This window comes from Wujia chipingensis, assembly GCF_014337155.1.
Lineage (GTDB): Bacteria > Bacillota > Clostridia > Lachnospirales > Lachnospiraceae > Coprococcus_C > Coprococcus_C hominis.
On the sequence record NZ_CP060632.1, the window covers coordinates 1,880,501 to 1,906,582 of the forward strand.

General features: G+C 45.7%; 22 protein-coding genes. 3 read left to right on the forward strand and 19 right to left on the reverse strand.

Going from position 1 to position 26,082, the window contains the following annotated elements; all coding sequences use genetic code 11:
• Positions 1 to 27 precede the first annotated feature (27 nt).
• The 15 genes from H9Q76_RS08790 to H9Q76_RS08860 all read right to left on the reverse strand — a co-directional run bounded on the left by H9Q76_RS08790 (position 28) and on the right by H9Q76_RS08860 (position 16,454).
• Entirely contained in the window at positions 28 to 750 is a 723-nt protein-coding gene (locus H9Q76_RS08790) for a Stp1/IreP family PP2C-type Ser/Thr phosphatase (protein ID WP_118734271.1), read from the reverse strand.
• Complete coding sequence (rlmN, locus tag H9Q76_RS08795; protein ID WP_117780655.1) at positions 740 to 1,786, reverse strand: 23S rRNA (adenine(2503)-C(2))-methyltransferase RlmN; 1,047 nt, start codon at positions 1,784 to 1,786, stop codon at positions 740 to 742. The genes H9Q76_RS08790 and rlmN overlap by 11 nt, the downstream gene beginning before the upstream one ends.
• Before the next feature lies 1 nt (position 1,787).
• Complete coding sequence (gene rsmB / locus H9Q76_RS08800; RefSeq protein WP_249320958.1) at positions 1,788 to 3,098, reverse strand: 16S rRNA (cytosine(967)-C(5))-methyltransferase RsmB; 1,311 nt, start codon at positions 3,096 to 3,098, stop codon at positions 1,788 to 1,790.
• Between the two features lie 13 nt (positions 3,099 to 3,111).
• Complete coding sequence (gene fmt / locus H9Q76_RS08805) at positions 3,112 to 4,086, reverse strand: methionyl-tRNA formyltransferase (RefSeq protein WP_249320959.1); 975 nt, start codon at positions 4,084 to 4,086, stop codon at positions 3,112 to 3,114.
• 43 nt (positions 4,087 to 4,129) lie between these two features.
• A complete protein-coding gene (def, locus tag H9Q76_RS08810) occupies positions 4,130 to 4,609 on the reverse strand; it encodes a peptide deformylase (RefSeq protein ID WP_021985242.1) in 480 nt (159 codons plus the stop codon).
• Positions 4,610 to 4,650: 41 nt separating this feature from the next.
• Entirely contained in the window at positions 4,651 to 6,681 is a 2,031-nt protein-coding gene (priA, locus tag H9Q76_RS08815) for a replication restart helicase PriA (protein ID WP_249320960.1), read from the reverse strand.
• Positions 6,638 to 8,137 carry a UDP-N-acetylmuramoyl-L-alanyl-D-glutamate--2,6-diaminopimelate ligase gene (locus tag H9Q76_RS08820; RefSeq protein WP_249320961.1) on the reverse strand — a complete coding sequence of 500 codons (1,500 nt, stop codon included), beginning with the start codon at positions 8,135 to 8,137 and terminating at the stop codon, positions 6,638 to 6,640. The genes priA and H9Q76_RS08820 overlap by 44 nt, the downstream gene beginning before the upstream one ends.
• A gap of 87 nt (positions 8,138 to 8,224) precedes the next feature.
• Complete coding sequence (gene rpoZ / locus H9Q76_RS08825) at positions 8,225 to 8,458, reverse strand: DNA-directed RNA polymerase subunit omega (RefSeq protein WP_021985245.1); 234 nt, start codon at positions 8,456 to 8,458, stop codon at positions 8,225 to 8,227.
• A gap of 17 nt (positions 8,459 to 8,475) precedes the next feature.
• Positions 8,476 to 9,093 carry a guanylate kinase gene (gmk, locus tag H9Q76_RS08830; protein ID WP_249320962.1) on the reverse strand — a complete coding sequence of 206 codons (618 nt, stop codon included), beginning with the start codon at positions 9,091 to 9,093 and terminating at the stop codon, positions 8,476 to 8,478.
• A 17-nt stretch (positions 9,094 to 9,110) separates the two neighbouring features.
• Positions 9,111 to 9,989, reverse strand: coding sequence for a YicC/YloC family endoribonuclease (locus H9Q76_RS08835; RefSeq protein ID WP_118544832.1), 879 nt, complete (start codon positions 9,987 to 9,989; stop codon positions 9,111 to 9,113).
• A 174-nt stretch (positions 9,990 to 10,163) separates the two neighbouring features.
• Positions 10,164 to 11,948, reverse strand: coding sequence for an Rqc2 family fibronectin-binding protein (locus H9Q76_RS08840; protein WP_249320963.1), 1,785 nt, complete (start codon positions 11,946 to 11,948; stop codon positions 10,164 to 10,166).
• A 636-nt stretch (positions 11,949 to 12,584) separates the two neighbouring features.
• Entirely contained in the window at positions 12,585 to 14,573 is a 1,989-nt protein-coding gene (gene htpG / locus H9Q76_RS08845; protein ID WP_118373457.1) for a molecular chaperone HtpG, read from the reverse strand.
• A 156-nt stretch (positions 14,574 to 14,729) separates the two neighbouring features.
• A complete protein-coding gene (locus H9Q76_RS08850) occupies positions 14,730 to 15,194 on the reverse strand; it encodes a DUF5721 family protein (protein WP_249320964.1) in 465 nt (154 codons plus the stop codon).
• 3 nt (positions 15,195 to 15,197) lie between these two features.
• Positions 15,198 to 16,277, reverse strand: coding sequence for a transglutaminase domain-containing protein (locus tag H9Q76_RS08855; protein ID WP_249320965.1), 1,080 nt, complete (start codon positions 16,275 to 16,277; stop codon positions 15,198 to 15,200).
• On the reverse strand, positions 16,278 to 16,454 hold the full coding sequence (locus H9Q76_RS08860; protein WP_021985252.1) for a hypothetical protein: 177 nt from the start codon (positions 16,452 to 16,454) through the stop codon (positions 16,278 to 16,280).
• Between the two features lie 529 nt (positions 16,455 to 16,983).
• Here H9Q76_RS08860 and argH point away from each other — a divergent pair.
• Complete coding sequence (gene argH, locus H9Q76_RS08865) at positions 16,984 to 18,363, forward strand: argininosuccinate lyase (RefSeq protein WP_196021040.1); 1,380 nt, start codon at positions 16,984 to 16,986, stop codon at positions 18,361 to 18,363.
• Positions 18,364 to 18,398: 35 nt separating this feature from the next.
• Positions 18,399 to 18,593, forward strand: coding sequence for a hypothetical protein (locus tag H9Q76_RS08870; RefSeq protein ID WP_021985254.1), 195 nt, complete (start codon positions 18,399 to 18,401; stop codon positions 18,591 to 18,593).
• Between the two features lie 107 nt (positions 18,594 to 18,700).
• Here H9Q76_RS08870 and glgA read toward each other — a convergent pair whose 3' ends face one another.
• The 4 genes from glgA to H9Q76_RS08890 all read right to left on the reverse strand — a co-directional run bounded on the left by glgA (position 18,701) and on the right by H9Q76_RS08890 (position 23,530).
• Complete coding sequence (gene glgA / locus H9Q76_RS08875; protein WP_117780663.1) at positions 18,701 to 20,140, reverse strand: glycogen synthase GlgA; 1,440 nt, start codon at positions 20,138 to 20,140, stop codon at positions 18,701 to 18,703.
• Between the two features lie 120 nt (positions 20,141 to 20,260).
• Complete coding sequence (locus tag H9Q76_RS08880) at positions 20,261 to 21,478, reverse strand: DUF4129 domain-containing protein (protein ID WP_249320966.1); 1,218 nt, start codon at positions 21,476 to 21,478, stop codon at positions 20,261 to 20,263.
• Positions 21,468 to 22,589 carry a DUF58 domain-containing protein gene (locus tag H9Q76_RS08885; RefSeq protein ID WP_249320967.1) on the reverse strand — a complete coding sequence of 374 codons (1,122 nt, stop codon included), beginning with the start codon at positions 22,587 to 22,589 and terminating at the stop codon, positions 21,468 to 21,470. Before H9Q76_RS08885 ends, H9Q76_RS08880 begins: the two co-directional genes overlap by 11 nt.
• Positions 22,586 to 23,530 (reverse strand): AAA family ATPase, encoded by a 945-nt coding sequence (locus H9Q76_RS08890; protein ID WP_249320968.1) that lies wholly within the window; start codon positions 23,528 to 23,530, stop codon positions 22,586 to 22,588. Before H9Q76_RS08890 ends, H9Q76_RS08885 begins: the two co-directional genes overlap by 4 nt.
• 153 nt (positions 23,531 to 23,683) lie before the next feature.
• Between H9Q76_RS08890 and H9Q76_RS08895 the strand changes: the two genes are divergently transcribed.
• Complete coding sequence (locus H9Q76_RS08895) at positions 23,684 to 26,059, forward strand: clostripain-related cysteine peptidase (protein ID WP_249320969.1); 2,376 nt, start codon at positions 23,684 to 23,686, stop codon at positions 26,057 to 26,059.
• The last annotated feature ends 23 nt before the right edge of the window (positions 26,060 to 26,082 follow it).

Consider the following 26,082-nt stretch of genomic DNA (forward strand, 5'->3'; position numbering starts at 1 on the left):
CTGCTATATTCGTTCTCTATTCGGTCATCAATCTGCCGATATAATAATTACGGATATATTATCCGAACCACCATAATAATTTGCCCGATTCACAAGTTCCTGTGCAATTCGGTCCAAATCGTCTTCCTCGGAAACAATATCCCTTATTTCGTCATCTTCGACCATGTTCGATAACCCGTCTGAGCATAACAGATATTTTTCTTCCGTGTTTATATCTATCTCAAAAAAATCCGGCATCATCTCGTCCCGTGAACCCATCGCTTTTGTGATGATGTTCTTCTCTGGATGATTGCGTCCTTTTTTCCGTTCCAGTTCACCTTTTCGGATCAGTTCCTCGACAAGCGAATGATCCATTGTGATCTGACGAATCTCTCCGCCGATCGCATACAATCGGCTGTCACCGACATTCGCCACATACAGCTTTCCATCCTGTGCCACGGCTGCTACCATCGTCGTTCCCATCCCATTTAAATCGGGATCTGCACACGCCGCCTTATATATTTCGTTGTTTACAAATAACATTGCCCGTTTTAACAGTGCTACCGGATTTTCTATTGTGGACTTCTCTATGAAATCCACTGTAATATCAATCGCCATCCTTGATGCTTTGTCCCCCGCGCGATGTCCGCCCATTCCATCTGCTACGATATACAGATTCGGAAGTGGACCGACCGGAGTGTCACTGAAAAAAATACTGTCCTGATTGTTATTACGTTTGATCCCGGTATCCGTCTTTCCACTAGAATGCATGGGAATCCTCCTGATGATGAAACGCATATTTCCTTCGTAACTGACCACAGGCAGCATCTATATCGCTACCCATACTCTTCCTTATTGTAGCATTTATGTGATATTTTGCAAGAGTGGATTTGAATTTTTCAACGGAATCACTGTCGCTTCGCTCGTATTCCCGCTCTTCCACCGGATTGATCGGAATCAGATTGACATGACAATTCATACCTGCAAGCAGCTTTGCCAGTTTTCTCGCCTGTTCCTCCGTATCATTCTTGCCCTTTACAAGGCTGTACTCAAAAGTCACTCTCCGTCCGGTCTGCCGGAAATATTCCCGACAGGCATCTAATGTCTCTGCCAGTGTGTACTGGTGTGCAACCGGCATCAGTTCTTTCCGCTCCTCATCGGTCGGCGCATGTAAGGAAAGTGCAAAGGTGATCGGGATATCTTCCTTTGCCAGATCATGGATGCGCGGCACAATTCCACAGCTTGATACCGTGATATTTCTGGCACTTAAATTGTATCCATTCTCATCGATCAGCAGGCGCAAAAAACGAATCAGATTCTCATAGTTGTCGAGCGGTTCTCCCGTTCCCATCACGACCACGTGGCTGATACGTTCCCCGGTGATGCGGCTCGTCGCATAGATCTGTTCGAGCATCTCCGAAGCGGTCAGATTCCGTACCAGTCCGCCAATCGTCGACGCACAGAAACGGCATCCCATCCGGCAGCCCGCCTGCGATGAGATACAAACCGAATTACCATAATTATGGCGCATAAACACCGTCTCGATCATCTGTCCATCCGACAGGCGGTACAGGAATTTGATCGTACCGTCTGATTTTGATTCCTGACTCATTTCTGCCTCAATGTGCACGAATCCTTCCTCGTCCATCTGTGCACGCAGTGCCTTCGGAAGATTCGACATATCCTCCGTCGATGCCACATACTTCTGGTGCATCCACTGAAACACCTGCTTTGCCCGAAACGCCGGCTGTCCGTGTTCTTTCATCCACTGTTCAATTTCTGCAAGGTACATTGATTTGATGTCCATTTTAATCTCCTAGCTTATGCAGTACCGCATAATAAAATCCGTCACAGGCATCGATGCCTTGTAAGAACTGTCGTTGTTCTTTTAATGTATATTCTGGATGTTCCTTTAAGAAACGCTCCACCTGCAAGGTATTTTCTTCCTTTGTGATCGTGCAGGTGCTATATAAAAGCGTTCCACCTGCCTTCACGTATCGGCAGGCGTTTTGCAGTATCGTATGTTGCAGCTCCACCAGTGACTCGATCTGTTCCTCGGTTACCCGGTATTTGATATCATTTTTCCGTCCCATGATGCCAAGTCCGGAACAAGGCAGGTCTGCGATAACAACATCTGCTTTTTTCTCCTGCTCCTGCATATATTCCGTTGCATCCTGACAACGGATATCCACATTTGCAAGCTTTAACCGTTCTACATTTTCTTCAATCAGTTCCAGTTTTTCCTCTGCAATGTCCATCGACAGCACATGCCCTTGCTGTGCAAATTCTGCTGCCGCCGTCGTCTTACCACCCGGTGCCGCACAGATATCCATCACAAAATCCGCTGGCTGGATGCCTGCTGCCGCAACCGCACACATCGAGCTTTCATCCTGCACCGTGAAATATCCCTGCTTATATCCCGGAATCTTGTGTATAAAATCATAGCCCGATAACAGCCATGCCCCTTCATAATATGCACCCGGCTCGACTGTTATGCCTGCTTCTTTCAATCGGTTCTTATAAGAATCCATCGTCTCTCCGTTTTCTTCGATCCGATGTTTGTTCAGCCGGATACTCGTCTTCCGGTCTGCAAATGCCGCCTGAAAGATCGTTTCTGCGCTCTCTGTGCCATATTCCAAGATAAGCTTCTGTACGAGCCAGAGTGGTGTTGATGTCATCACGGACAAATACCGCTCCGGTTCTCTTTTTTGATCAGGATATGCAAGCTTCGTTTTCTCCCGTGTGATCGTCCGAAGCACGCCGTTCACAAAACCAGAAAGTCCGGCAAAGCCATGTTTTTTCGCAAGCTTCACGCATTCATTGCACGCGGCAGAATCCGGTACGCTGTCCATAAAAAGAATCTGGTAACAGCCCATCCGGAGCAGACAGGCGATCACCGGCTTACACTTTTTTATCTTCGTCTTTGAATACTGGTCGATCACATAGTCCAGCCGCAGCTTTGTCTCTGTGACACCCTCCACCAGTCTGGATAAAAAAGCGCGTTCTACCTTGTCCGTAAACTGGTTTTTACGAAGTGCATTTCCAAGTGCAATATTCGAAAATGTCTGATTAGTCTCTATATCCAATAATACAGTCAAAGCCACGTCTCTTGTATCCATGTGTTTCTCCTCTTTATTTCCAATTTACAGCCATCCCTGCCTTAAGCGGATTGCCATTTAAATAAGCTACGGTATCCATCGGCTTCTTACCCTCCGGCTGCAGGTTCTGGATCTGCAAGGCATCCGTGCCACACGCGATCACAAAATACTTCTTTGCAACCTCCACGATCTCGCCCGGTGCAAAGGTCAGTGTCTGTTCCACCTTTCCCTGTGCCTGCGTCTTATATGCATCATCCATTGCGATGACCTTTGCTTTGTAGATCTTCACATTCTTGCCGTCTATCTCTGTATATGCACACGGCCACGGATTGAGTCCCCGGATCAGACGTTCCAGTTCCTCTGCGGACTTCGCAAAATCCATCCGCCCCATTTCTTTGGAAAGCATTGATGCATAACAACTCTGTGCATCATCCTGTTTCGTCCGTGTTGCTGTATGATTTTCCAGTTTGGTGAGTGTCTCCAAAATCAAGGCCGCTCCAGCCTCGGCAAGCTTGTCATGCAGCGTGGCTCCAGTATCTTCCGGTGTGATCGCAACCTCCACCTTGTCGATCATATCTCCGGTATCAAGTCCTTTTTCCATATACATCGTTGTGACACCAGTTACCGTCTCTCCGTCGATGATTGCACGCTCAATTGGTGCTGCGCCACGGTATTTCGGAAGCAGTGACGCATGAATGTTGATACAGCCATACGGCGGAATCGATAAAATACTCTCTGGCAGAATCTGTCCATATGCAGCCACCACGATTGCATCCGGCTTGTATGACCGAAGCGTTTCTACCATCTCTGCCTCGCGCACCTTCTCCGGCTGATAGACGGGAATCTCATATTCCTGTGCTTTCACCTTGACTGGCGTTGGTACCAGCTTGCGGTTTCGTCCCTGTGGTTTGTCCGGCTGTGTCACAACCGCAACCACCTCATGTTCTTTCACGATTGCCGAAAGCGCAATCGCTGCAAACTCCGGCGTTCCCATATATATGATTCTCATGCTCTACCTCCATGTTCTACCCTGTTGCACTTACGACTTCTGGTTACTCTTCCGGCTCAACTGGCTCTACTTTGTAAAGTCCATCCTCTACCTTGTCCTTGTACAGAATTCCATCGAGATGATCTAACTCATGACAGATCGCACGTGCCAGTAATCCCTCGCCCTCGATCTGCCGAAGCTGCATATCCTCGTCATATGCTTCACAGATTACATGATTTGGTCTTGTCACAGTTCCCTGCAGACCCGGCAGACTCAGGCAGCCTTCTTCCCCTGTCTGTTCGCCGTCCGCCTCGATAATCTTTGGATTGATCAATGTATAGGCATTATCATCTCCGATATCGATCACGACAATGCGCTTTAATATACCAACCTGTGGTGCCGCTAGTCCCACACCATTTGCCTCATACATCGTCTCATACATATCATCGATCAATGTCTGTAACCGCGGTGTCATCTTCTCAATCGGTTTGCAGACCTTTCTCAATACATCATCACCATCTAAACGTATCTTTCTCGTTGCCATATTGCCCTCCATTTATATTATAATTTAAAACCATATTTTTCTTAACAAACCGTCATCGGGTTCATATCCACGCTGATCGTCACGCCTTCGCAGCCGCATGTGTCAATATAGTCACGCAGCGTCGTGATTGCGCCAAGCCCTGGTGCCTTGATATAGATCACATAACGGTATTCATCGTTGATCTTTCCAATCGCCGCTTCTCCCGGTCCGATGATCCTTGTCTGCGTATATTGTAATGTCTTTGTCTTTTCCTTTAAATCCCGGCATAAAATCCCGGCATAGCTTTCTACTTTTCCTTTGGATTCTCCGGTCAGCAGAATCTGCAACATATCATAAACCGGTGGATAACGAAGCATCCGCCTGTATGCCATCTCCATTTCGTAAAATGCTTTGTAATCCTGACTGGCAGCTGCCGCAATCGCATAATGATCTGGCTGGTAGGTCTGTATCACGACCGCTCCTTCTTTTTCGCCTCGACCGGCACGTCCGGCTGCCTGCGTCAGAAGATCAAAAGTACGTTCTCCTGCACGGTAGTCATTTGCGTATAAGGATAAATCCGCCAGGATCACGCCAACCAACGTCACATTGCTGTAATCATGTCCCTTGACGATCATCTGCGTGCCGATCAGCATATCTGCCTTTCCTTCCGCAAACTGCTTCAGAATTCTGGCACCTGCGTCCTTCCGCATCGTTGTATCCCGATCCATCCGCAAGGTCTTAATCGCAGGGAACAGTTTTTTTATTTCCTCTTCAACCTTCTCTGTACCAGTTCCAAATCCGGCGATCATATTCGATTTACAGGACGGACACTGCTTTGGCATCGCTGTCATATAGCCACAGTAATGACACACCAGTTGTCTCTGTGCCTGTATTGTCTGCTGATGATACGTTAACGCCACATCACATCTTGGACATTTGATTGCCTCACCACATGCCCGGCACGATACAAAGCTGTTAAATCCCCGGCGGTTGATAAAAAGCATCATCTGCTCTTTTCTTTCAAGCCGCTCCTGTATCTTCTCATAGAGACTCCGGCTGATGATACTCCGGTTTCCCCGTCGGAGCTCCTCGCGCAGATCCACAACCTCGATTTTCTGTGCCTGCACACCATCGGGGCGTTCTTTTAATTCCCATAACCGGTATTGTCCGGCTTCTGCCCGCGCATAGCTCTCGATACTCGGGGTCGCCGAACCGAGAATGACACTGGCTTCTTCCAGCTCTGCACGCTTGATTGCCACGTCTCTTGCATGATACCGCGGTGCCTGATCACTCTTAAATGCCGGATCATGCTCCTCATCCATTACAAGCAGCTTCAGATTCGGAAATGGCGTAAAAAGTGCTGAGCGGGGACCGATCACAACATCGACTTCCCCTTCCTTCGCCTTGCGGAACTGCTCGTATTTCTCACCCTTGCTCTGCTTGGAATTGACAAATGCCACACGCGTGCCAAAATGTTTTCGGAACCGCGCCAGTGTCTGATACGTCAGCGAAATCTCCGGAATCAGCACAATCGCCTGACCGCCCTCCCGGATCACTTCCTTGATGCACTGGATATAGACCTCTGTCTTCCCACTTCCGGTTACACCGTGCAGCAGATATGTATGCCGCTCTCCTGCCTGTATATCTTCCGCAAATGCATCGACCAGCGCCTGCTGCTCATCATTCAGTGTCACAAACTCCCAGTTTGTATCCGGCAAAGTTGTCTCCTCCACCTTCTGCGCAGTCTTTCGCACCGTCTGTTTCACTGGCATGACTGTCTGCAACGCCTGATTCATCGTTGTCCCATATGTCTCCCGCATCCATGCAGCAAGCTGGATCAGCTTTCCCTCGATTGGAAGTCCTTTCTGCGGCACATCGACGATCTCCTTGATCTTATCCGGTTCGTAGGATGGAGTCTGTGTGATACCAATCACATAACCGTGCCGGTGCGCATTTCCTTTTCCAAACGGAACCGTCACCAGACTTCCGACCTGTACCTGCTCTTTCCATGCATCTCCGATCCGGTATTGAAACACCCGGTCGATCGCACTATGCGAAATATCGATTATTATATCCGCATATGTTTGTGACATCCTCTTCCTCCAAAATCTCACGAATCAGATCCCGTTCATCCATGTGATGTTTCACACCATGAATCTCCTGATAGTCTTCATGTCCCTTTCCTGCAAGGACGATGACATCGCCCTCTTTCGCATGCAGGATTGCATAACGGATTGCTTCCTTCCGATCTGCGATCTTCACGTATTCCCCATCCGTTTTCTTCATTCCGGTTTCGATATCTGCGATAATTGCAAGCGGTTCCTCATCTCTTGGGTTATCGCTTGTAATAATCGTAAAATCAGACATTTTCCCTGATACTTCGCCCATCTCAAACCGACGGTCTCTGGAACGATTTCCGCCGCATCCAAACAAGGTCACCAGACGTTTCGGATTGTAGGCTCGAAGCGCTGTAAGCAGACTTTCAAGCGCCATTGCATTGTGCGCATAATCGATCATCAGCGTAAATGAATCGGAGATTGGAATCATCTCCACACGTCCGCGTGCCTTTGCTTCCTTCAATATATTCTGAATATCTGTAATACCAACCTGCATCTGATCTGCCACTGCGACTGCTGCCAGAGAATTATGCACGGAGAACTCTCCCGGCAGGTCTACCACAATCTTTGCATCCAGTTTCCCGCACAATGCATACTGGATTCCAAGCACTCCTTTTTCTCTGTACAGTTCGATATCCTTTGCACAGTAATCCGCATCTGTGCGCTCGCCGTAGGTTAATTTCTCACAGGTTGCATGCTCCATCATGTACGCTGCATTTGCATCGTCCACATTGAAAATACCAGTCTTGCAGAGTGTAAACAGCTTTGCTTTCCAGTCGCGGTATTCCTCAAAACTTGCGTGTTCATTTGGACCGATATGATCCTTCGACAGATTTGTGAAGATACCATAATCAAAATCCACGCCTGCTACACGGTCTAACATCAGTCCCTGCGAAGAAACCTCCATCACGACCGCCTTACAGCCATTTTCCACCATATTCTTTAAATATTTATGCAAGATCATCGACTCTGGTGTTGTGTTGTCCGCATGAATCTTCTGACTTCCATCTATAATTTCAATCGTACCGATCAAGCCGGTTTTAATCCCGGAGCGTTCCAGCATCTCACGGATCATATAGGTCGTTGTCGTCTTTCCTTTGGTTCCGGTCAGTCCAATTACCGTCAGCTTCTCAGAAGGATTTCCATAAAACGCAGAACTGATCTTACCCATTGCATACCGGGTACTGTCCACACGGATCACAGTTACCGCATCTGGCACATTTACCGGCTTTTCCACGACGATCACGGCTGCACCCTTCGCAGCCACATCCTCTGCATATGTATGTCCATCTGATACCGCACCAGAGATACAGAAAAACAGATCTCCCGGCTGTACCTTTCGCGAATCGTTCTGGATCTCCCGGATCTCTGTATCTGTGTTTCCCTTCAAAACCTCATAATCCAGTCCCTGTAATACTTCTAATAATTTCATACGCTGTCCTCCCTAAAAGAATAGAAGTGAAAAGTAAATAAGGCCACAGCATTTGTTCTGCAGCCTTTTTGAACCTTTCGGGTTTCTTTACTCGTCATCTCCGACAATCTTAACTTTTCCGCTATACAGCTCCTTGACTGCGGTAGAAAGTGGCTTGCCACTCTCTGATTTTACCAATGGCTCTGCGCCATCGATGATCTGTCTGGCTCTCTTTGCAGTCGCCATAACCACAGAATAACGACTCTGAACAACCGGCTGTTCGCCTGGCTCTACGTCGCTGTTAATCACTTCCATTAACTCCGTGTAAGATGGATGTATCATTGTCTATATCTCCCTTCCTATAAAGCTTTCAGCTCGTTTTTAATCTCTTCTATAAATTCCAGATTATTCTCACGCAGACATTTTCTGCCGACAATAATCGAGTGTACGCTGTGTACACATGTATCTAAATCGTCGTTAACAACGATATAGTCGTATTGCTGCATGTCCTCGGACTCTTCTACCGCACGCCGCATGCGTTTGTCGATGACTTCCTCGCTCTCGGTGCCACGTCCTGCCAGACGCTCCCGGAGTCCCTTCGCGCTCGGTGCTGTGATGAAGATAAGAATCGCATCCGGATACTGTTCCCGGACATTCATCGCGCCCTGCACTTCGATCTCTAAGATCACATCATGTCCCTTCGCCATCTCATCTTCTACAAATTTTCTTGGGGTACCATAGTAGTTCTCCACATACTGTGCCCACTCAATAAATCCATTATAATCAATCAGATTCCGAAATTCATCCACGGATTTGAAATAATATTCTCTTCCGTCTACTTCGCCTTCCCGCGGTGCACGTGTTGTCGCAGAAACCGACAGGCTGTAACCATACTCGGCAACCATCTTCTTTACCACGGTACCTTTACCAACACCGGAGAATCCGGAAATGACGATCAAAGAACCTTTCTTTGCCATAATCTATCTGGTTCCTCCTACTCTATATTCTGTATCTGTTCACGAACCTTCTCGATCTCTGTCTTAAGGTCGATTCCCTTATCGGAAATGATCAGGGAATTTGCCTTGGACAAAATCGTGTTTGCTTCCCGGTTCATCTCCTGTACGATGAAATCAAGCTTCCGGCCAACGGCACCACCCTCGGTCAGGATCTTGATTGTACTGTCAATATGACTTCTGAGACGTACAACCTCTTCGTCCACACAGACCTTATCCGCATACATTGTAACCTCGGCTGCAATACGCTGATCATCGATCTGCGTATTGATCGCAAGTTCATCCACCTTCTCGATCAATCTCGCCTTATAGTCCTCGATGATCTGTGGGGATTTCTCCTCGATATAAGCCACAATGTCTGACATCGCAGCAAGCTTGGCAAGCAAGTCTTTCTTCAGGTTCTCACCTTCACGGACACGGGATTCCACAAATTTCTCGGCTGCTTCCCGCACAACACCCTCCAAATGAGACCAGATCTCATTCTCATCCACAGACTGCTCCTCCAATGTAAACACCTCTGGGAATCTGCCGATTACCGCTGGCTTCACATCTGACTGCAAGCCGAAATCCTCCACCATACTATTCAGATAGTTTACATATTCGGTTGCAATTTCCTTATTATATTTTACACATACGTTGGACTTTGTATAATCTTCATATGTGACAAATACGTCTACTTTTCCTCGCTGAATATACTCTTTCAGGCAGGTTCTGATGTCTGTCTCAAAATAATTCAGCTTCTTCGGCAACTTCACGTTCATATCACAGAATCTGTGATTCACCGCCTTGATCTCTACCACGATCTTACGATCGTCATTTACCTGTTCGCCTCTTCCGAAGCCTGTCATACTTTTTATCACGATAGTCTCCTATATACGTCGGTTGCCTTGCGGCAATCGTTTCTCCCTGCGCATTTATGCACACATAAAAATAATGCAGATTATCGTTTCTATCTTATCCATGAACGATAATCTACATTATTATAGTATAGGCACCCCTAAAAATCAAGGTGTTTTGATGTTTAATTTCACGTTTTAAGCTTCTGCGATCCCGTGGATATCCGGCTCGATACTCATCGAATAATTCGTATGATAGATTACAAAACCCGGCTTTGCTTTCGGCGGTTTCTTCAGATTTTTCTTCGTCGTATAGTCAATCTCCACCTTCGGTGCTTCTTTGCCGGTTGAGTAATATGCCGCCAGTCTCGCCGCCTCCTCGTAGGTACGGTCTGGAATCTCTGTCTCACCGTTCGTCTTGACGATCACATGGGAACCCGGCATCTGTTTGGCATGAAACCACAGATCATTGCCCTCTGCAAACTTAAATGTCAGCTCCTCATTCTGGAAATTATTCTTTCCGACATACATATGGTAGCCATCACTGGATATATAATGCAGTGGCTTTGCCTTCACCTGTTTCTTCTGCTTGTTCCGATCGAATCTGCCGCGCACATAGCCACTTTCCACAAGCTCCTGCTTGATCTCCTGCAGATCATTTTCCGTTTTCGCAATCTCCAGCGAATTCTGCACAGAAAGCAGATAATCAAGTTCCTCTTTCGACTCTACCGTAAGCTCCATCAGTGCTTCATAGGTACGCTTCAGTTTGTTGTATTTGTTGAAATACCGCTTTGCATTTTCCATCGCCGACTGCTCTGGATCAAGCGGAATCGTAAGCATACTGCCATCATAGTAGTTCTCGCAGGTGATTTCTTTATCGCCCGGTTTACAAGAATATCCATAGGCAGTCAGCAATTCACCATAGACCTTGTATTTATCCCGTTTCTCTGTATCCTTTAGCTGCGACCGCTGCAGATCGTATTTCTTTGCTGTCCGCTCAATCGCATTGTTCACAATCTTTCGAAGATCGGTCGACCGCTGCCTGATCCGCGTCACCACGCTTTTTGCCTGATAGTATTCTTCAATGACCGGAGACATCGACGGAAATACTTTCAGTCCATCCACATCCTTCTTTGGAAGGTTGTCTGCTTCCTCTCCGTACATCGTCAGTGTACACGCCGCAAATTCCTTCGGTGCATACCCCTGATATGCAATACACGGTGCAAACTGTTCTTCTTTTATACTTGTCCGCATCGCATCAAACGCTGCATACAAATCCTCCTGCTCCTGCATCGAAAGTCCCGCCGTACTCATGCCGCCATCGACACCAGCCCGGTAACAGATCTCATTTGCGATCACCGGTGATAATCCTGTCAGCGATGTATAGATTGCCTTCGTCACCGATACCGGCTTGCGCAGGACATGATTCATAAAATAATTGATATCAATGTCGAGCGGATTTTCCTTTTCCTGTGCCGGAGGATATACATACGTTCTTCCCGGCAGCACTTCCCGCACCGAACTTACTTGATGGGAAATATGCTTGATGCTGTCAATGATCGTACCATCCGCATCCGTGAAGATGATGTTGCTGTGTTTTCCCATGATCTCAACGATCAGCTTCTTCTGGCAAAGATCACCCATTTCATCAAGGTGTTCTAACTGCATCTCTACAATTCGCTCAAAATTCGGCTGCGTCACCGATAAGATGCGTGCATTTCCAATATGCTTCCGTAGCAGCATACAAAAATTCGGGGCTGTCGTCGGATTCTCCTTTGTCTGCCCCGTCAGATAAATAAGAGGCAGACTGGCATCTGCAGAGATTACCAGACGACTGGTTGTGTTGCCCTGTTCTGTCCGGTTCTTTACGACCAGACACAGTTCATCCACTTCCGGCTGATATATTTTATAGATACGTCCGCCTGTCAGATTCTTCTTTAGTTCACTGACGATTGCAGACACGGTTACTCCGTCAAATGCCATTTTCTTACTCCTTTTCATTCCAATAATCACGATCAATAATCACGAAACACACTATGATTTGCATATATGTCTGCATCGTTGTCTGACTATATAAGATGTATTGAAATTAAGAAGTTCTAAGATGTTCTGATTCACAAGCTAAACAACGCACGCAACCACCGCCAATTCGCCATCCATGGCTCAGTGGCGGTTTGTTTGAACATCGTGTTCAAACATTGCTGTTTATTTACAGAACATCAAGAACTTCTAAATTCCAAACATATTTATATTGTCAGACAACGATGCAGACACATAAAAGCAAATCATAGTCCGTTTCGTAAGCTACTTTCTAAAATTGCAATCACATAATATCAAAAATGCATGTCAATGTAAATGCGCATATAGATTCATGAAGTAATATGATACATTTGTGACTTAGAAGTAATTCGTGTTCTGTGAATATCAGCAATGCGAAAACACGATGTTTTCGCAAGCTGCCACTGAGCCATGGATGGCGAATTGGCAGCGGTTGCGTACGGTAATACATATATCCCAGAACACGAATATTACTTCTTAGTCACAATATGTTATATTACGAATGAATCTACTATGCATATTTACATCTGACATGCATTTTGACCACCTTATGTGATTATATTAGATCAACAATCCAAGCAGATCGTTGCTTCGTTTTACAAATGCTGTCATCTTCTCAGCAGAGAGCGGCTTGTTGGCAAGAACAGCTAAATCATAAAGCTGGTTGCAGATCATATCCTTGTACTCACCCTCTGGATTATCTAAGATGTATTTTACAAGCTTGTTGTTTGCATTCAAGACAAGTGTCTCTGCCTCGCCTGCTCCAAACATGTTCGGATCCATACCGCCCATATTGTAAACACGCATCATTTCCATCATACGGCGGGACTCCTCGGATACGGTCAGGACAGAAGATACATTCTCGTTCTTCATGCTCTCAACCTTGACTACAAGCTTATCATTTCCAGTTGCTTTCTTGAATGCCTCAGAAAGCTTATCGGTATATTCCTTCGTCTGCTCTTCCGTCAGCTTCTCACCGACAAAGTTATCGGCAAGGTCTGCATCGATACGCAGGAACTTCACATTTTCATTCTTACCTTCCAGGTGTGTGATGTATGGGTTATCAATGTTGTGTGTCAGATAAACCGCATTCATGCCCTCTTCCTTGAACATGTTGATGTACTGGGACTGTGCCACTTCATCGGAGATATAGAATACCTTGTTCTCGTATTTCTCCTTGCCCTCTTCCAGGTACTCTGGGAGTGTGATGTACTTGCCGTTGATATCCTTGAAGAGCATGTAATCTGTCATCTTGTCACAGAACTTCTCATCCTTCAGGCAGCCAAACTTGATAAATGGGCTTAAGTCATCCCAATACTTCTCGTAATCTTCCTTGTTGTTTTTGTACATGCCAGTCAGCTTATCAGCGACCTTCTTCGTGATGTAATCTGAGATCTTCTTGACAAAACCATCGTTCTGCAGTGCGGAACGGGATACGTTCAGCGGCAGATCCGGACAATCAATGACACCCTTCAGCAGAAGCAAAAACTCTGGAATAACTTCCTTGATGTTATCTGCGATAAATACCTGATTGTTATATAACTTAATCGTACCTTCCAACTGGTCATACTGTGTATTGATCTTCGGAAAGTACAAAATACCCTTTAAGTTAAATGGATAGTCCATATTCAGGTGGATCCAGAAGAGCGGCTTCTTGAAGTCCAAGAATACATGCTGATAGAAATCAATGTACTGCTCGTCCGTACAATCCTTCGGATTGCGCATCCAGAGAGGATTCGTATCATTTAACGGTTTTCTCTCTTCTTTCTTTTCCTCTGTGGCATCCTCTTTCTTCTCTTCTGCCTCATCCTTCTTCGGTGCATCGCCGACAAGCTCATCTTCCTGTGTCGTATCGACCTCGATCACCTTGTCCTTTTCCTTCTTCTCAGCTTCCTTCTTGGCAGCTTCTTCCTCTTCCTTATCCTCATTGATAAAGTAGATGTTGTATGGCATAAATGCACAATACTTCTGGATAACTTCCTTTACACGGTACTCATTTGCATACTCCAAGCAATCCTCATTCAGATACAATGTAATGGCTGTACCACGGATATCGTCGTCGCTCTCACTCATCGTATAATTCGTTCCGCCGTCGCACTCCCAGTATACCGGCTTTGCACCTTCCTTGTAGGAACATGTCTCGATCGTTACCTTATCGGCAACCATAAATGCGGAATAAAAACCAAGTCCAAAATGTCCGATGATCTGCTCATCGCCAGCCTTGTCCTTGTACTTGTTGATGAAGTCCGTCGCACCGGAAAATGCGATCTGGTTGATGTATTTGTCAACCTCTTCCTCGGTCATACCAAGACCGTTATCGACGAATGTCAAAGTCTTATCCTTGGCAGACGCGTACACCTCAATCTTGTACTCCTCGCCTTCAACTTCCTCATAATCTCCCATCACGGCAAGCTTCTTTAATTTTGTGATTGCATCACAGCCGTTGGAAATCAGCTCTCGAATGAAAATATCCTGATCGGAATAAAGCCATTTCTTAATAATCGGAAAAATGTTGTCACTGTTAATTGATAAATTACCCTGTCGTTCCATGTCTTATTACCTCCTAAAACCAATACAAGTCTGCTGTCCTTTCCTGCAGACTTCATTTTACGAATGTATATTTCATAAATAAGATAATAATACTTGGAAATTTGAATGTCAAGAAAAAATTAGCACTCATTTTTATTGAGTGCTAATAATTCTACTTTAAATATAATATTTCTTAATCGTATCGTCCCAGATATGCTCCAATGTCTTGTCCATCGTAAATATCTTCAGGGACGTTCCGGTTGTCACAGCCAGCGTTCCATGCTCATAGACGACGTTCATAAACAAGGCGCTCACGTCCTCCTCTTTGACCGGAAGATTGTTCATTTCCAACAGGCGGCTGATATTCTCGCGATTGAACATCAAAATGATCTTAAAGCCGATCGGCAGCCGTTCCCCTTTCAGATACGCATACACGGTCGCCTTGATATCCTTCCATTCAATATATTCCGGCAGATCTGCCTGTGCCTCCGTATCAAAATACTCACGGTTCAGTCTGCCATTTACATAATAATCAAGCTTCGTTTTCACCCGTGCCTCGTACAGATAAAAGCTGTCGTATTTCTCCTTTTCAAACAACTCTTTTATATATTCTGCTTTTTCTTCTATCTCAACGATTTCCATCTTCTACCTCTGATTTAAATATACCGTTACCAGTTCATACGCGCCGTAAGGCTCTTCTGTGTACTGAAAATACTGCACCGCACTCACATCCTGCATAAAGGAATAATCAAAATCGGTCGTATAATCGGTCACGACAACCTCGATCGTCCCCGTGCTGTTGCGCAATGCCTGATCCTTGAGCAGTGTACGGAACGCATCGCTGTCACAGATCAGATCATTTTGCTCGTAATAATTATAATCGGTGCTGTCACACGCCGGAAATGCATCCTGCTTCCAGTCATGCCGTTCATCCATGATCTCATCCGTCACATTGAAATACTCATGTCCAGCAAATACACCGCGATCCGGCAAAGGATCGTCCCATGTGGCATCGACCTGATACCAGTTTCCATCCAGACACACCTGATTCCATGCATGCAGCTCATTATCCGCCGTTCCGGTTACGATCTGGTTCTCGATTCCGACACATGTCATAAGCAGTGCCATCGCCTCCGCATATCCATTGCACACAGCCTTGTTCTGCACCAGCGCACCGTATGCCCGGTACGCGTAATCCTTTGAGGACTCCACATACCCATACTGGCAATGCACCACAATATAATCATGGATCGCAAGCTCTTTTTCATAGTCTGTCATATCCGGTTTGATGATCTGCTTTAACACATCTTCCACCTTATCATACAGCTTATAGGCAAGTGCATGATCGGATGGAATTGCAGCACCATTTACATATTTCTGCCATACATAATAATTGTCCGAGATCTCATATCGAAACTGTATCCGCATGCCATCCCGGCTTTTTTCTGTCACCATATACTGGTCGACCATGCCGTTCATGCTACATAGATTCTCATTGATATTAGAAATATCACTCTCCGAAATCCCAGATATATAGAAATTGCCGGTTGTCTTTCCATCGTTGATCTGTTCGGTCACCAGTTGTGTCAGTTCTTCCATACTGTATGCGGTCTCATCTGGATGCAGATAGGAACCGATGCGGAAGTTGAAAAAATAAAACACAAGGATCACAGCCACCACAAGCACTGGAAGGATAATATGCATTTTCCCTTTTTTCTGCTTCATTTAATGCTTACTCCTGTCTTTTTCTTCCTCATCTGACTCATCGTCTTCTCCATTTCCACCTTTGCCTACCATGATCAGAACGACCATCAATACGATGGAGACGATCAGGCAGATGGCTACCAGAAGTGGTTTGCCACTGTCGCCGGTTGCGATTATATTTGCAAGAATTGTGTTCATATTTATCTCCTTATCCCAGACAACTGCGAAACATTTATACTGCCAACATATATTTCAATCTTATTCATTCGATATACAATGTATTCTGTTTCGCACTTGTCTTATATATGTCTATAATTATGTAAATCATTCTAATGTATATAATGATAAATCGCAACCTTTTTTCGCGTTTGTCTTGTCGGTTCTTGGGATTTGTTGTATATTATATTTCAAACATTAAATATCTGTAAATATTTACAATGTCTTTGGCATATGGCAAGGGATTCATTTGTGTAGTATATGATATGTTCGCATCTTAGAAGTAATTGATGTTCTGTTCACATCAGCAATGCCTGAACACGATGTTCAGGCAAGCTGTCACTGAGCCACGGATGGCGAATTGACAGCGGTTGCGTCAATATGGAATCTCTGATATCAGAACACCTTATTACTTCTTAGGTGCGATACATTATATACGATACAAATCAATCCCTTGTTATATGCCTTAGCACAACGCAAATTATTTACAGAAGATAAAGTGAGGTAGATTATGGCACAGTTATGGGGCGGTCGTTTCACAAAGGAGACAGACCAGTTAGTATATAATTTTAATGCATCGATCAGTTTCGATCAGAAGTTCTACAAGCAGGACATCCGCGGCAGCATCGCACATGTAACAATGCTTGCAGCAAGCGGTATCCTGACAGATGCAGAACGCGACCAGATTATCGATGGCTTAAACGGCATCCTTGCCGATGTAGAAAATGGAACTCTGGAGATTTCTTCGAAATATGAAGATATTCACAGCTTCGTCGAAGCGAACCTGATTGACCGGATTGGTGATGTCGGTAAGAAGCTTCACACCGGACGTTCAAGAAACGATCAGGTAGCTCTCGACATGCGTCTGTATGTACGCGATGAAATTCTCGAAGTTAAGAAGCTGCTCGTATCGCTGATGAAAGAGCTGCATATCCTGATGAAGGAAAATGTAGATACCTATATGCCGGGCTTTACACATCTGCAGAAAGCACAGCCTGTCACATTTGCACACCATGTCGGTGCATATATGGAGATGTTCAAACGTGATTACAGCCGTATGAACGATATCTATACACGTATGAACTATTGTCCGCTTGGTGCAGGTGCACTGGCCGGAACGACATATCCGCTGGATCGTAACCTGACTGCCAGTCTTCTGGATTTTGCCGGTCCAACCTTAAACAGTATGGACTCCGTATCCGATCGTGACTACGTGATAGAGATGCTTTCCGCATTCTCTACGATCATGATGCATCTGTCCCGTTTCTCTGAGGAGATCATCATCTGGAATTCCAACGAATACCAGTTTGTAGAATTAGATGATGCATACAGCACCGGAAGTTCGATCATGCCACAGAAGAAGAATCCGGATATCGCCGAGCTTGTCCGCGGTAAGACCGGGCGTGTATACGGCGCACTGATGTCCATTCTCACAACGATGAAGGGCATCCCACTTGCATATAATAAGGATATGCAGGAGGACAAGGAGCTTACCTTCGATGCAATCGACACGGTCAAAGGATGTATCGCTTTGTTCACAGGTATGATCTCTACAATGAAGTTAAACAAGCCTGTCATGGAGAAAAGTGCCATGAACGGATTTACAAATGCTACCGATGCGGCTGATTATCTGGTTAATCACGGTGTTCCGTTCCGTGATGCACATGGTATCGTTGGTCAGCTTGTACTCTACTGCATCGAGCACGACAAATCCCTGCTTGATATGTCCATCGACGAGTATAAGGCAATCAGCCCGGTATTCGAGGATGATATCTACGATGCGATCAGCCTGAAGACCTGTGTCAGCAAGCGAAATACGATTGGTGCACCGGGTGAGGAAGCAATGAAGCAGGTGCTCGCCATCAACGAGGAATATCTGAAAAATTTATAATAATATAGTTATATTTTTTGAAGGGAGTTAACCTTATGAATAAGACAACAAAAGCGAAATACGACCTTGCAACGCGCATGTTGAAGGTGGATATTTCCATAGATGAAGTAGCTCTTATGTCCGGACTCACAATTGATGAGATTGAGAAGTTAAAGGCCGGCATTGAGCCGGAAGAGATCATTGATGAGGCAGCTTTCGCGGAGAAAGCTCTGAAGGGAAAAGACAAGTAATACGCAAGTCAAACAGAATCCGATAGATGTTTCTCTGTTTCACAATCATCATAAAAAAGAAAGCGATTCGATGAAAATCAAATCGCTTTCTTTTTATATGATACTTCTTATACTTGTTCGTACAGTCTCTGATAGATCTCTGCGGAATTAGACCAGCTGTAGTTCTGCTGCATCGCACATTCCTGCATACATTCCCAGGCATTCTTCTTGTCGAAGTATACCTGCTTTGAGTAGTTGATCGTATTCAGTAACTCATGTGCGTTATAGTTTGCGAATGAGAATCCGGTTCCGCTTCCCTCGAATTCATTGTATGGAATAACCGTATCCTTCAGTCCGCCCGTCTCTCTTACGATAGGCAGTGTACCATAACGAAGTGCCATCAGCTGTGTCAGTCCACATGGCTCGAAGCGGGATGGAACCAGCATTGCATCACACGCTGCATACATCTTGTGTGACAATTCGTCCGAATAATAAATATTCGCAGATACCTTTGCCGGATGAATGCCCTGATAGTACCGGAACATATCTTCATATTTCCGGTTACCGGTACCAAGCACAACAAACTGTGTACCATCGGTACAGATATCGTTCATGACACGGTCAACGAGATCTAAGCCCTTCTGATCTGTCAGTCTGGAGATAATACCGATCATATAAGCATTCTTATCTTCCGGAAGTCCAAGTTCCTTCTGCAGTGCAAGCTTGTTTGCCACTTTGTTCTTGCGGAAATTCTTCAATGTGTAATTCTTATAGATCTTCTTATCTGTAGCCGGATCGTAATCCTTGTAATCGATACCATTTACAATGCCCCACAGGCTCTGGTTTCTCGCGCGGAGCAAACCGTCTAATCCTTCACCATAATAAGGCGTCTGAATCTCCTGTGCATACGTATTCGATACCGTTGTAATCTTATCTGCATAAACAAGTCCACCCTTGAGCATACTTGCATCCTTGTCAATCTCCAGCTTATCCGGTGTAAACAAATAATCTGGCAGTCCGGAATACTCCTGTACGGTCTTGATATCCCATCTTCCCTGGAACTGCAGGTTGTGGATCGTCATGATTGACTTCATACCACTGTAAAATGGATTGTCTGCAAACAATGTCTTCAAGTATACCGGAACCAGTCCTGCCTGCCAGTCATGGCAGTGTACGATATCCGGCTGGAATCCGATACTTGGCAGGATGGAAAGTGCTGCCTTGCTAAAATAGCAGAACTTCTCGATATCCCATTTCATATCGTCACTGTATATATTGAAACCATTGAAATAATACTCATTGTCAATAAAGTATACCGGAACCCCTTCATATTCCAGATACATAACCCCGACATACTGCTGCTTCCAGCCAATATCCATATGGAAATGCGTCAGATAACGCATCTTCTCCTTGAATTTTGCCGGCAGACACATATAATTCGGAATGATGACACGCACGTCATACTCCTTTTTATCAAAGATTCTCGGCAATGTACCAACAACGTCTGCAAGTCCGCCAGTCTTGATAAACGGTACGCATTCCGATGCAATATAAGCCACTTTCTTCATGTTTTTTGTCCTCCCATATCCGACTCTAAAAGTCTCGTAACAAAGTTACTTTAATTCTAGCATAAGCACTCCGATTATTCAATCCATTTTATGCCACATTCTGTCAAAACTCGTCCGATTCTACCGGCTGGATAACCGGCGCATCTTCTGCAGCAATGCCCGGTCTACCTCCGCGTCTCCATATCGGATGTCCTCATAACAGCGCGTCAGCTCCGTCACATCCGCGAGCGACTGTTCATTTAATTCCGTCTCAATCTCCCGCCCGGTTTTCGACTGTTCCAGTGCAATATCGTAGCGATAGCGTTCAATGCAGTCCTTGTAGCATCGTCTTGCCCGCTGTCTGCGTGATAAAAACCGTCGTTTTTCATCTGCATGCGTCCGCTGTTCCTCTTTCTTCTTTTTTACTACAACCAGTTCCACCTGATCGGTCGAGATATTACGCCTTGCCATCAGGAACCGGACAAACCGGACCAGCACTTTATACGCGATAAACAGTCCCAGACAGATCAATCCGACATAGAGCACCGGCTCCAGTGTCTGTCCGACGGAACGAATACCCGACGGCACATCGCCATCATCAAACTGCTGGTGTTCACTTGTCTCTGCCTCTCCACCACGGAACCAGAAACTTATATAGTGATAGAAAAGTCCGATCACCATCGCGATCACACGAACCACTGCCAGTATCGCCTGCCCGATCAGCGCGATCACTCTGCGGAAATCAAACACTTCGCCAAGCACGAGTCCAATCGTCAGACAGAGAATGATTGCACCGACCATGATCGTATTTACAGACAGTATCTGCCGGATCGGGATTCCCGATACATGGCTGGTCGCGTCCAGATAATTTTCCATTCCATCCGTGTACACCAGCGCCAGATACAGAAAAAGCAGAATCAATGCTGTCACATAAGCATAGATCCGAAGTCCCTGCACACCGAGATGCCCACTCACAAGGTACACGATCAGGCACAGCAAAAAGGATGGCCACGGAAGTTCATCCATCTGCTTCCTTTTATTTTTCCATGTGCTTTTTACAGATGCCGAGAACAGATAACAAGGAATCAGGAAATAAAACCACTGAGTCTCCATCGATACCGGCAGCAAAAGCATCGGCAGCCGCAACGCCACATGCCCGACAAACAACCACAAATAATGCTGTGCCTTCTCCCTCAGAATATACGAATACACAAACATTGCACCCGTGATTGGAAGCAGAAAGTAATGTACCTCCTGTTTCAAAAGCACAACTTCAAAAAAGGCAAAGCACAGACTGCAGCAAAGCCATTCATATAGAAGGTGCAAAAGCTTCGTGACCTGTAACAGTTTAGATTTCATTCCACTTCACCTCCACGCCCTGCATATAGCCACGCCATCCAGTCTTATCCTGAATGTCATAATACGGAACTACCATGTGCAGCTCCTGGTGCTTTTTATGCATATAATCAAGCTTCAAAAGCAGATCTTCTTTGTAATAAGGAGAAATAATCACATACGTTATCGGCTCTTCCATCTGCTGTATCTCGGTATCTACCATCTGCATAAATGCATCGATTCCTGCATTTTCTTTGATGCGTGCCAGATATTTGTCGATCGTTTCACCATGCTCCATCGACATGCCGGCTTCCACCCGCTCACACGCACCAGTCATGCAGTCAATCCCATTTGATACAAGTTCCACCGATACCTTATGTTGCAGAAAATACTCAGCGATCGTTCCCGCCATACGGATACTCATCTCCTGCAGATATTCCGTCTTTACCATGATATTCGTCTCCAGATTGAGCAGAATCCGCACGCGCTGTTCCGAAGTATAACCATACATATTTACCATGAGTTTTGACGCTTTCGCAGTTGCCTTCCAGTTGATCTTCCCGTAAGTATCTCCATAGGTGTATTCCCGGATTCCACGAAACGTATACGGATCCTCCATCTGATTTCGTCTCGTCTCCAACTCACCGAGCAAATGGGAACAGATCATCGAAAGCTCCGGGGATGCGACCCGCTTCGGCAGCACATACAGCCATGCGTCGGATTTCCGGCTATGTGCGAAATTCGTTGTCATAAAGAAATCCCGCGCCGTCATATTCAGACTCGGTATGCCATACAGTCCCCGCTTTCCAGTCTGAAACGGCAGCCGCCGCGTGATCTTCCGGTAGCCAAGCACAGAGAACACATCGTTTCGATAATAGCTGTCGGTCACGACTGTATTTTCTGTATCTGCAAACCGAAACGAACGATCGGTCGAGAATTTGACATGAAAGACAGGCAAAGGCAAAAACTTCCCATTGTAGATAACCTCTGTCAGGGCACTTGCATCCCCTTCTCTCACGCATGTATCCTCAAATGAAATTGTCACATCGAGATTCCGGTTCCACCATTTCGCGTACAGACGCTTCTGCACAATATAAACCAGACTCGCAATCACAAGTGCAACAATCAGATTCACTGCTTCCAATCCTCCACTGGCACTTCAACCGTTGCTATGATCTCCTGCATCCGTTCGTTGTTATCCTTTGTACTTCCATACGTCAGAAGTCGATGTGCCAGCACGCATGGTGCAAGCAGCTTCACATCATCTGGTATCACATATGTTCTTCCCTGCATTGCCGCATAGCATTGTGACGCACGGACAAGCGCCAACATCGCACGTGTACTGACCTCTGTCATGACGCCCTGATTTTTTCCGGTTTCCTCAACAATCTGGACGATGTACTCCCGGATACACGGATGTACAGTTACCGTTCTTGCAGCTTCTCGCATCTGTGCAATCTGCTCCGCCGTGCAGACCGGTTTCAGAGAAAGAAGCGGATGTTCCCCCATAAAAGTCTCCATCACGTGCAGCTTCGCCTGCGTATCCAGCTGTCCCATTGAAAGCTTCATCATGAAACGATCCACTTGTGCTTCCGGAAGTGGATAGGTTCCGGTTGTCTCGATCGGGTTCTCCGTTGCAACTACCAAAAAAGGCTCCGCAAGCGGCAATGTCTCTCCATCGATCGTCACCTGCTTTTCCTCCATCGCTTCGAGCAAACTTGCCTGTGTACGTGGTGTCGCACGGTTGATCTCATCGGCAAGCAGAACATTTGTAAATACCGGTCCCTTTACCAGATGAAACTCCCCATCCTTCTGACTGTACACATTCAATCCCGTGATATCGCTCGGCATCAGATCCGGTGTAAACTGCACACGTTTCTGCTCCACATCCAGCAATCGTGCAAATGTCTTGGCAAGCGTCGTCTTTCCACTTCCCGGACGATCCTCTAACAGCACATGTCCGCCGGCAAGCAGCGCGACTAACAGCTTCTCAACAACCGCTTCTCCGGCAATCACAACCTTCGATGCTTCTGCGATCACATTCTGTGTTATTTTCTGCACCTCTGTAACTTCCATAATTCCTCCTGTTTTCTATGTATTTCTAACTTATTTCTGCGTATATTCCATATATAGATTTATTCTAGCATAATCTTTGAAAAATGGAAATTTTTTTACACGTTTTAAGCAATCTATGATATAGTTGATTTATCATATTTTGGGAGGTTTCCTATGAATTGTAAAGCATGCGGACATGCATTAAATCAATACGGCATCTGTCCGGTCTGCGGATGGCAGGACCCATCATATGGACAGCAACCATCCTACAATGGGCAGCAGATGCCATACCAACAGCCATACAGCGGGCAACAGATGTACAATCAACAACCTTACAACGGGCAGCAGATGTACAGCGGGCAACAAATGTACAATCAACAACCTTACAACGGGCAGCAGATGTACAACCAGCAATCGCCTTACAACGGGCAGCAGGTGTACAATCAGCAGATGCCATACCAGCAGCCACAAGGTTCCGTTCCACCAACACCAGCACCGAAAAAAAAGAAAAAATGGCCGCTCTTTGCCGGCATTGGCGGATGTGTTGTTGTTCTGGCAATCGGAATTGCACTGATCGTAACCAAACGTCCAATCAAGGATCTGACAAACGACGATTCCCATACAACAACGGAACATTCTACCATGTCTCCTACAACGGAAGCTTCCGTGACCGAGCATCCACAACAGGCGGAAGCGGGCACAAAAACCGTTATGATCTATATGGTTGGTTCCGATCTGGAAAGCCAGTATCAGGCAGCTTCCACGGATATCGAAGAAATGCTTGATTCCGGCTATGATGAATCAAAAATGAATGTCTTGATCTACACTGGCGGCTGTTCCAACTGGCATAACCGTGACATCCCAGAGGACGCCAACTCTATTTTGAAGATTGAGAATGGATCGTTGACAGAGCTTACTTCCAAGGATGCTTCCAACATGGGCGATCCGTCAAACCTAACCGAATTCTTAAATTACGGTTACACGAACTATCCGGCAGAACAATACGACCTGATCTTATGGAATCACGGTGGCGGCGCGTTCTTCGGATATGGATTTGACGAGACAACCAATGACAGTCTGACCTTGGATGAGCTTGATCAGGCGTTTGCAGACTCTCCATTCCACGATGGAAACAAGCTGGAGTTTATCGGATTTGACGCCTGTCTGATGGCGAACATCGAGACTGCGCACACGTTAAGTCCTTATGCTAATTACATGGTTGCCTCTCAGGAATCCGAGCCGGGCAGCGGATGGTCCTACTCCTTCCTTGCCGACATCGAGACACTCCAAAGCGGCAAAGACATCGGACAGAAAATCGTGGACAGCTACATGCAGGATACAACAGATTACATGAACAGCATGCCATTTTCCTATGCGACAATCTGCTTATCTGTATTGGATCTGAGTCAGGTCGAAACATGTGAGATGGCATTAAATGATTTGTTTGCTTCTGTCAATAAAGATTTCAACGAAAGCACCTACCCGCAGTTTTCTTCTATGCGTAAGAATTCAAAAGAAATTGCAGCAGCCTACTCTTATACAGAAGGTTCCTATGATGTCATCGATCTTGGCGATTATGCATTACATATGAAATCCATCTATCCGGCAGAATCCGGTGCCCTCTCGGACGCATTGAACAAAATGATCGTATATTCCGATGCTAATGAGTCAAAGATCAACGGCGTATCAATCTATCATCCGTATTACACGAAGCAATATGTTTCTTCGTTGATACCGATGTACACAACCTTTGATTTTGCAGAAAATTATACAAGCTACATTTCTCGGTTCGCTGGTATGCTGACCGACACCAACGCATTTGCAGTAACATGGAATCCAGAAGATCTCGTTCCAACGATGAACGATGATTCCACATTCTCGGTTACATTAAATGCTGAACAATCTTCTGCTTTACAGAATGCATATTTTGTAATTGCCAAGAAGGATCAGGAAAAGGACGGCATGTATGATCTGGTTGCATTAAGCTCTGCCATCTCAAACGATGGAACCGGAAAACTGACGGCTGGCTTCGACGGACAGATTACCTACATGCAAAATGATACAACAAAAGAGAACTACGAACTGATGTATACCGTACAGGAAAAGACAGATACATACACCCGCTATCTGATCTCCAGTATCCTCTACAATGACGATATTGAAGGCGATGACAGTATGTATGCCTATTTCGTCTTAGAGGTATCCAACGAACATCCGGAAGGTCAGATTCTGGGAGCTTATCCGATTGACAATTATATCAACACTGAAGGAAATGAGATCTTCCCAGAGCGTTACGAGATCGATATCAACGACTACCAGAATGTCGCGTTCGGATATTTCTCTCACCGCTTCACCTCAAATGAAGACCTGACAAACTTCAACGATGCAGACTGGGCAGACCTGACGATCAATTACAGCTCGTTCCCAATCTCCGAAGGCTTCACGCCGATACGGGATGCATTGCTTGCCGGAGAAGAATATTATGGTATGTTCATCTTCGAAGATATGCAGGGAAACAGACATTGCTCAAGTCTGGTACAAATTCAGTAAATAACTCATTACAAAAAATGCGT

Bases quoted from the DNA above. Each gene is read 5' to 3' on its own strand.
- gmk (WP_249320962.1), bottom strand. From the start codon at position 9,093: ATGGCAAAGAAAGGTTCTTTGATCGTCATTTCCGGATTCTCCGGTGTT.
- H9Q76_RS08890 (WP_249320968.1), bottom strand. From the start codon at position 23,530: ATGGAAGTTACAGAGGTGCAGAAAATAACACAGAATGTGATCGCAGAA.
- H9Q76_RS08820 (WP_249320961.1), bottom strand. From the start codon at position 8,137: ATGAAATTATTAGAAGTATTACAGGGACTGGATTATGAGGTTTTGAAG.
- H9Q76_RS08850 (WP_249320964.1), bottom strand. From the start codon at position 15,194: ATGGAAATCGTTGAGATAGAAGAAAAAGCAGAATATATAAAAGAGTTG.
- H9Q76_RS08855 (WP_249320965.1), bottom strand. From the start codon at position 16,277: ATGAAGCAGAAAAAAGGGAAAATGCATATTATCCTTCCAGTGCTTGTG.
- H9Q76_RS08895 (WP_249320969.1), top strand. From the start codon at position 23,684: ATGAATTGTAAAGCATGCGGACATGCATTAAATCAATACGGCATCTGT.
- fmt (WP_249320959.1), bottom strand. From the start codon at position 4,086: ATGAGAATCATATATATGGGAACGCCGGAGTTTGCAGCGATTGCGCTT.
- glgA (WP_117780663.1), bottom strand. From the start codon at position 20,140: ATGAAGAAAGTGGCTTATATTGCATCGGAATGCGTACCGTTTATCAAG.
- rlmN (WP_117780655.1), bottom strand. From the start codon at position 1,786: ATGGACATCAAATCAATGTACCTTGCAGAAATTGAACAGTGGATGAAA.
- rpoZ (WP_021985245.1), bottom strand. From the start codon at position 8,458: ATGATACATCCATCTTACACGGAGTTAATGGAAGTGATTAACAGCGAC.
- H9Q76_RS08880 (WP_249320966.1), bottom strand. From the start codon at position 21,478: ATGAAATCTAAACTGTTACAGGTCACGAAGCTTTTGCACCTTCTATAT.
- H9Q76_RS08790 (WP_118734271.1), bottom strand. From the start codon at position 750: ATGCATTCTAGTGGAAAGACGGATACCGGGATCAAACGTAATAACAAT.
- H9Q76_RS08840 (WP_249320963.1), bottom strand. From the start codon at position 11,948: ATGGCATTTGACGGAGTAACCGTGTCTGCAATCGTCAGTGAACTAAAG.
- H9Q76_RS08870 (WP_021985254.1), top strand. From the start codon at position 18,399: ATGAATAAGACAACAAAAGCGAAATACGACCTTGCAACGCGCATGTTG.
- htpG (WP_118373457.1), bottom strand. From the start codon at position 14,573: ATGGAACGACAGGGTAATTTATCAATTAACAGTGACAACATTTTTCCG.
- def (WP_021985242.1), bottom strand. From the start codon at position 4,609: ATGGCAACGAGAAAGATACGTTTAGATGGTGATGATGTATTGAGAAAG.
- priA (WP_249320960.1), bottom strand. From the start codon at position 6,681: ATGTCACAAACATATGCGGATATAATAATCGATATTTCGCATAGTGCG.
- H9Q76_RS08860 (WP_021985252.1), bottom strand. From the start codon at position 16,454: ATGAACACAATTCTTGCAAATATAATCGCAACCGGCGACAGTGGCAAA.
- argH (WP_196021040.1), top strand. From the start codon at position 16,984: ATGGCACAGTTATGGGGCGGTCGTTTCACAAAGGAGACAGACCAGTTA.
- rsmB (WP_249320958.1), bottom strand. From the start codon at position 3,098: ATGGATACAAGAGACGTGGCTTTGACTGTATTATTGGATATAGAGACT.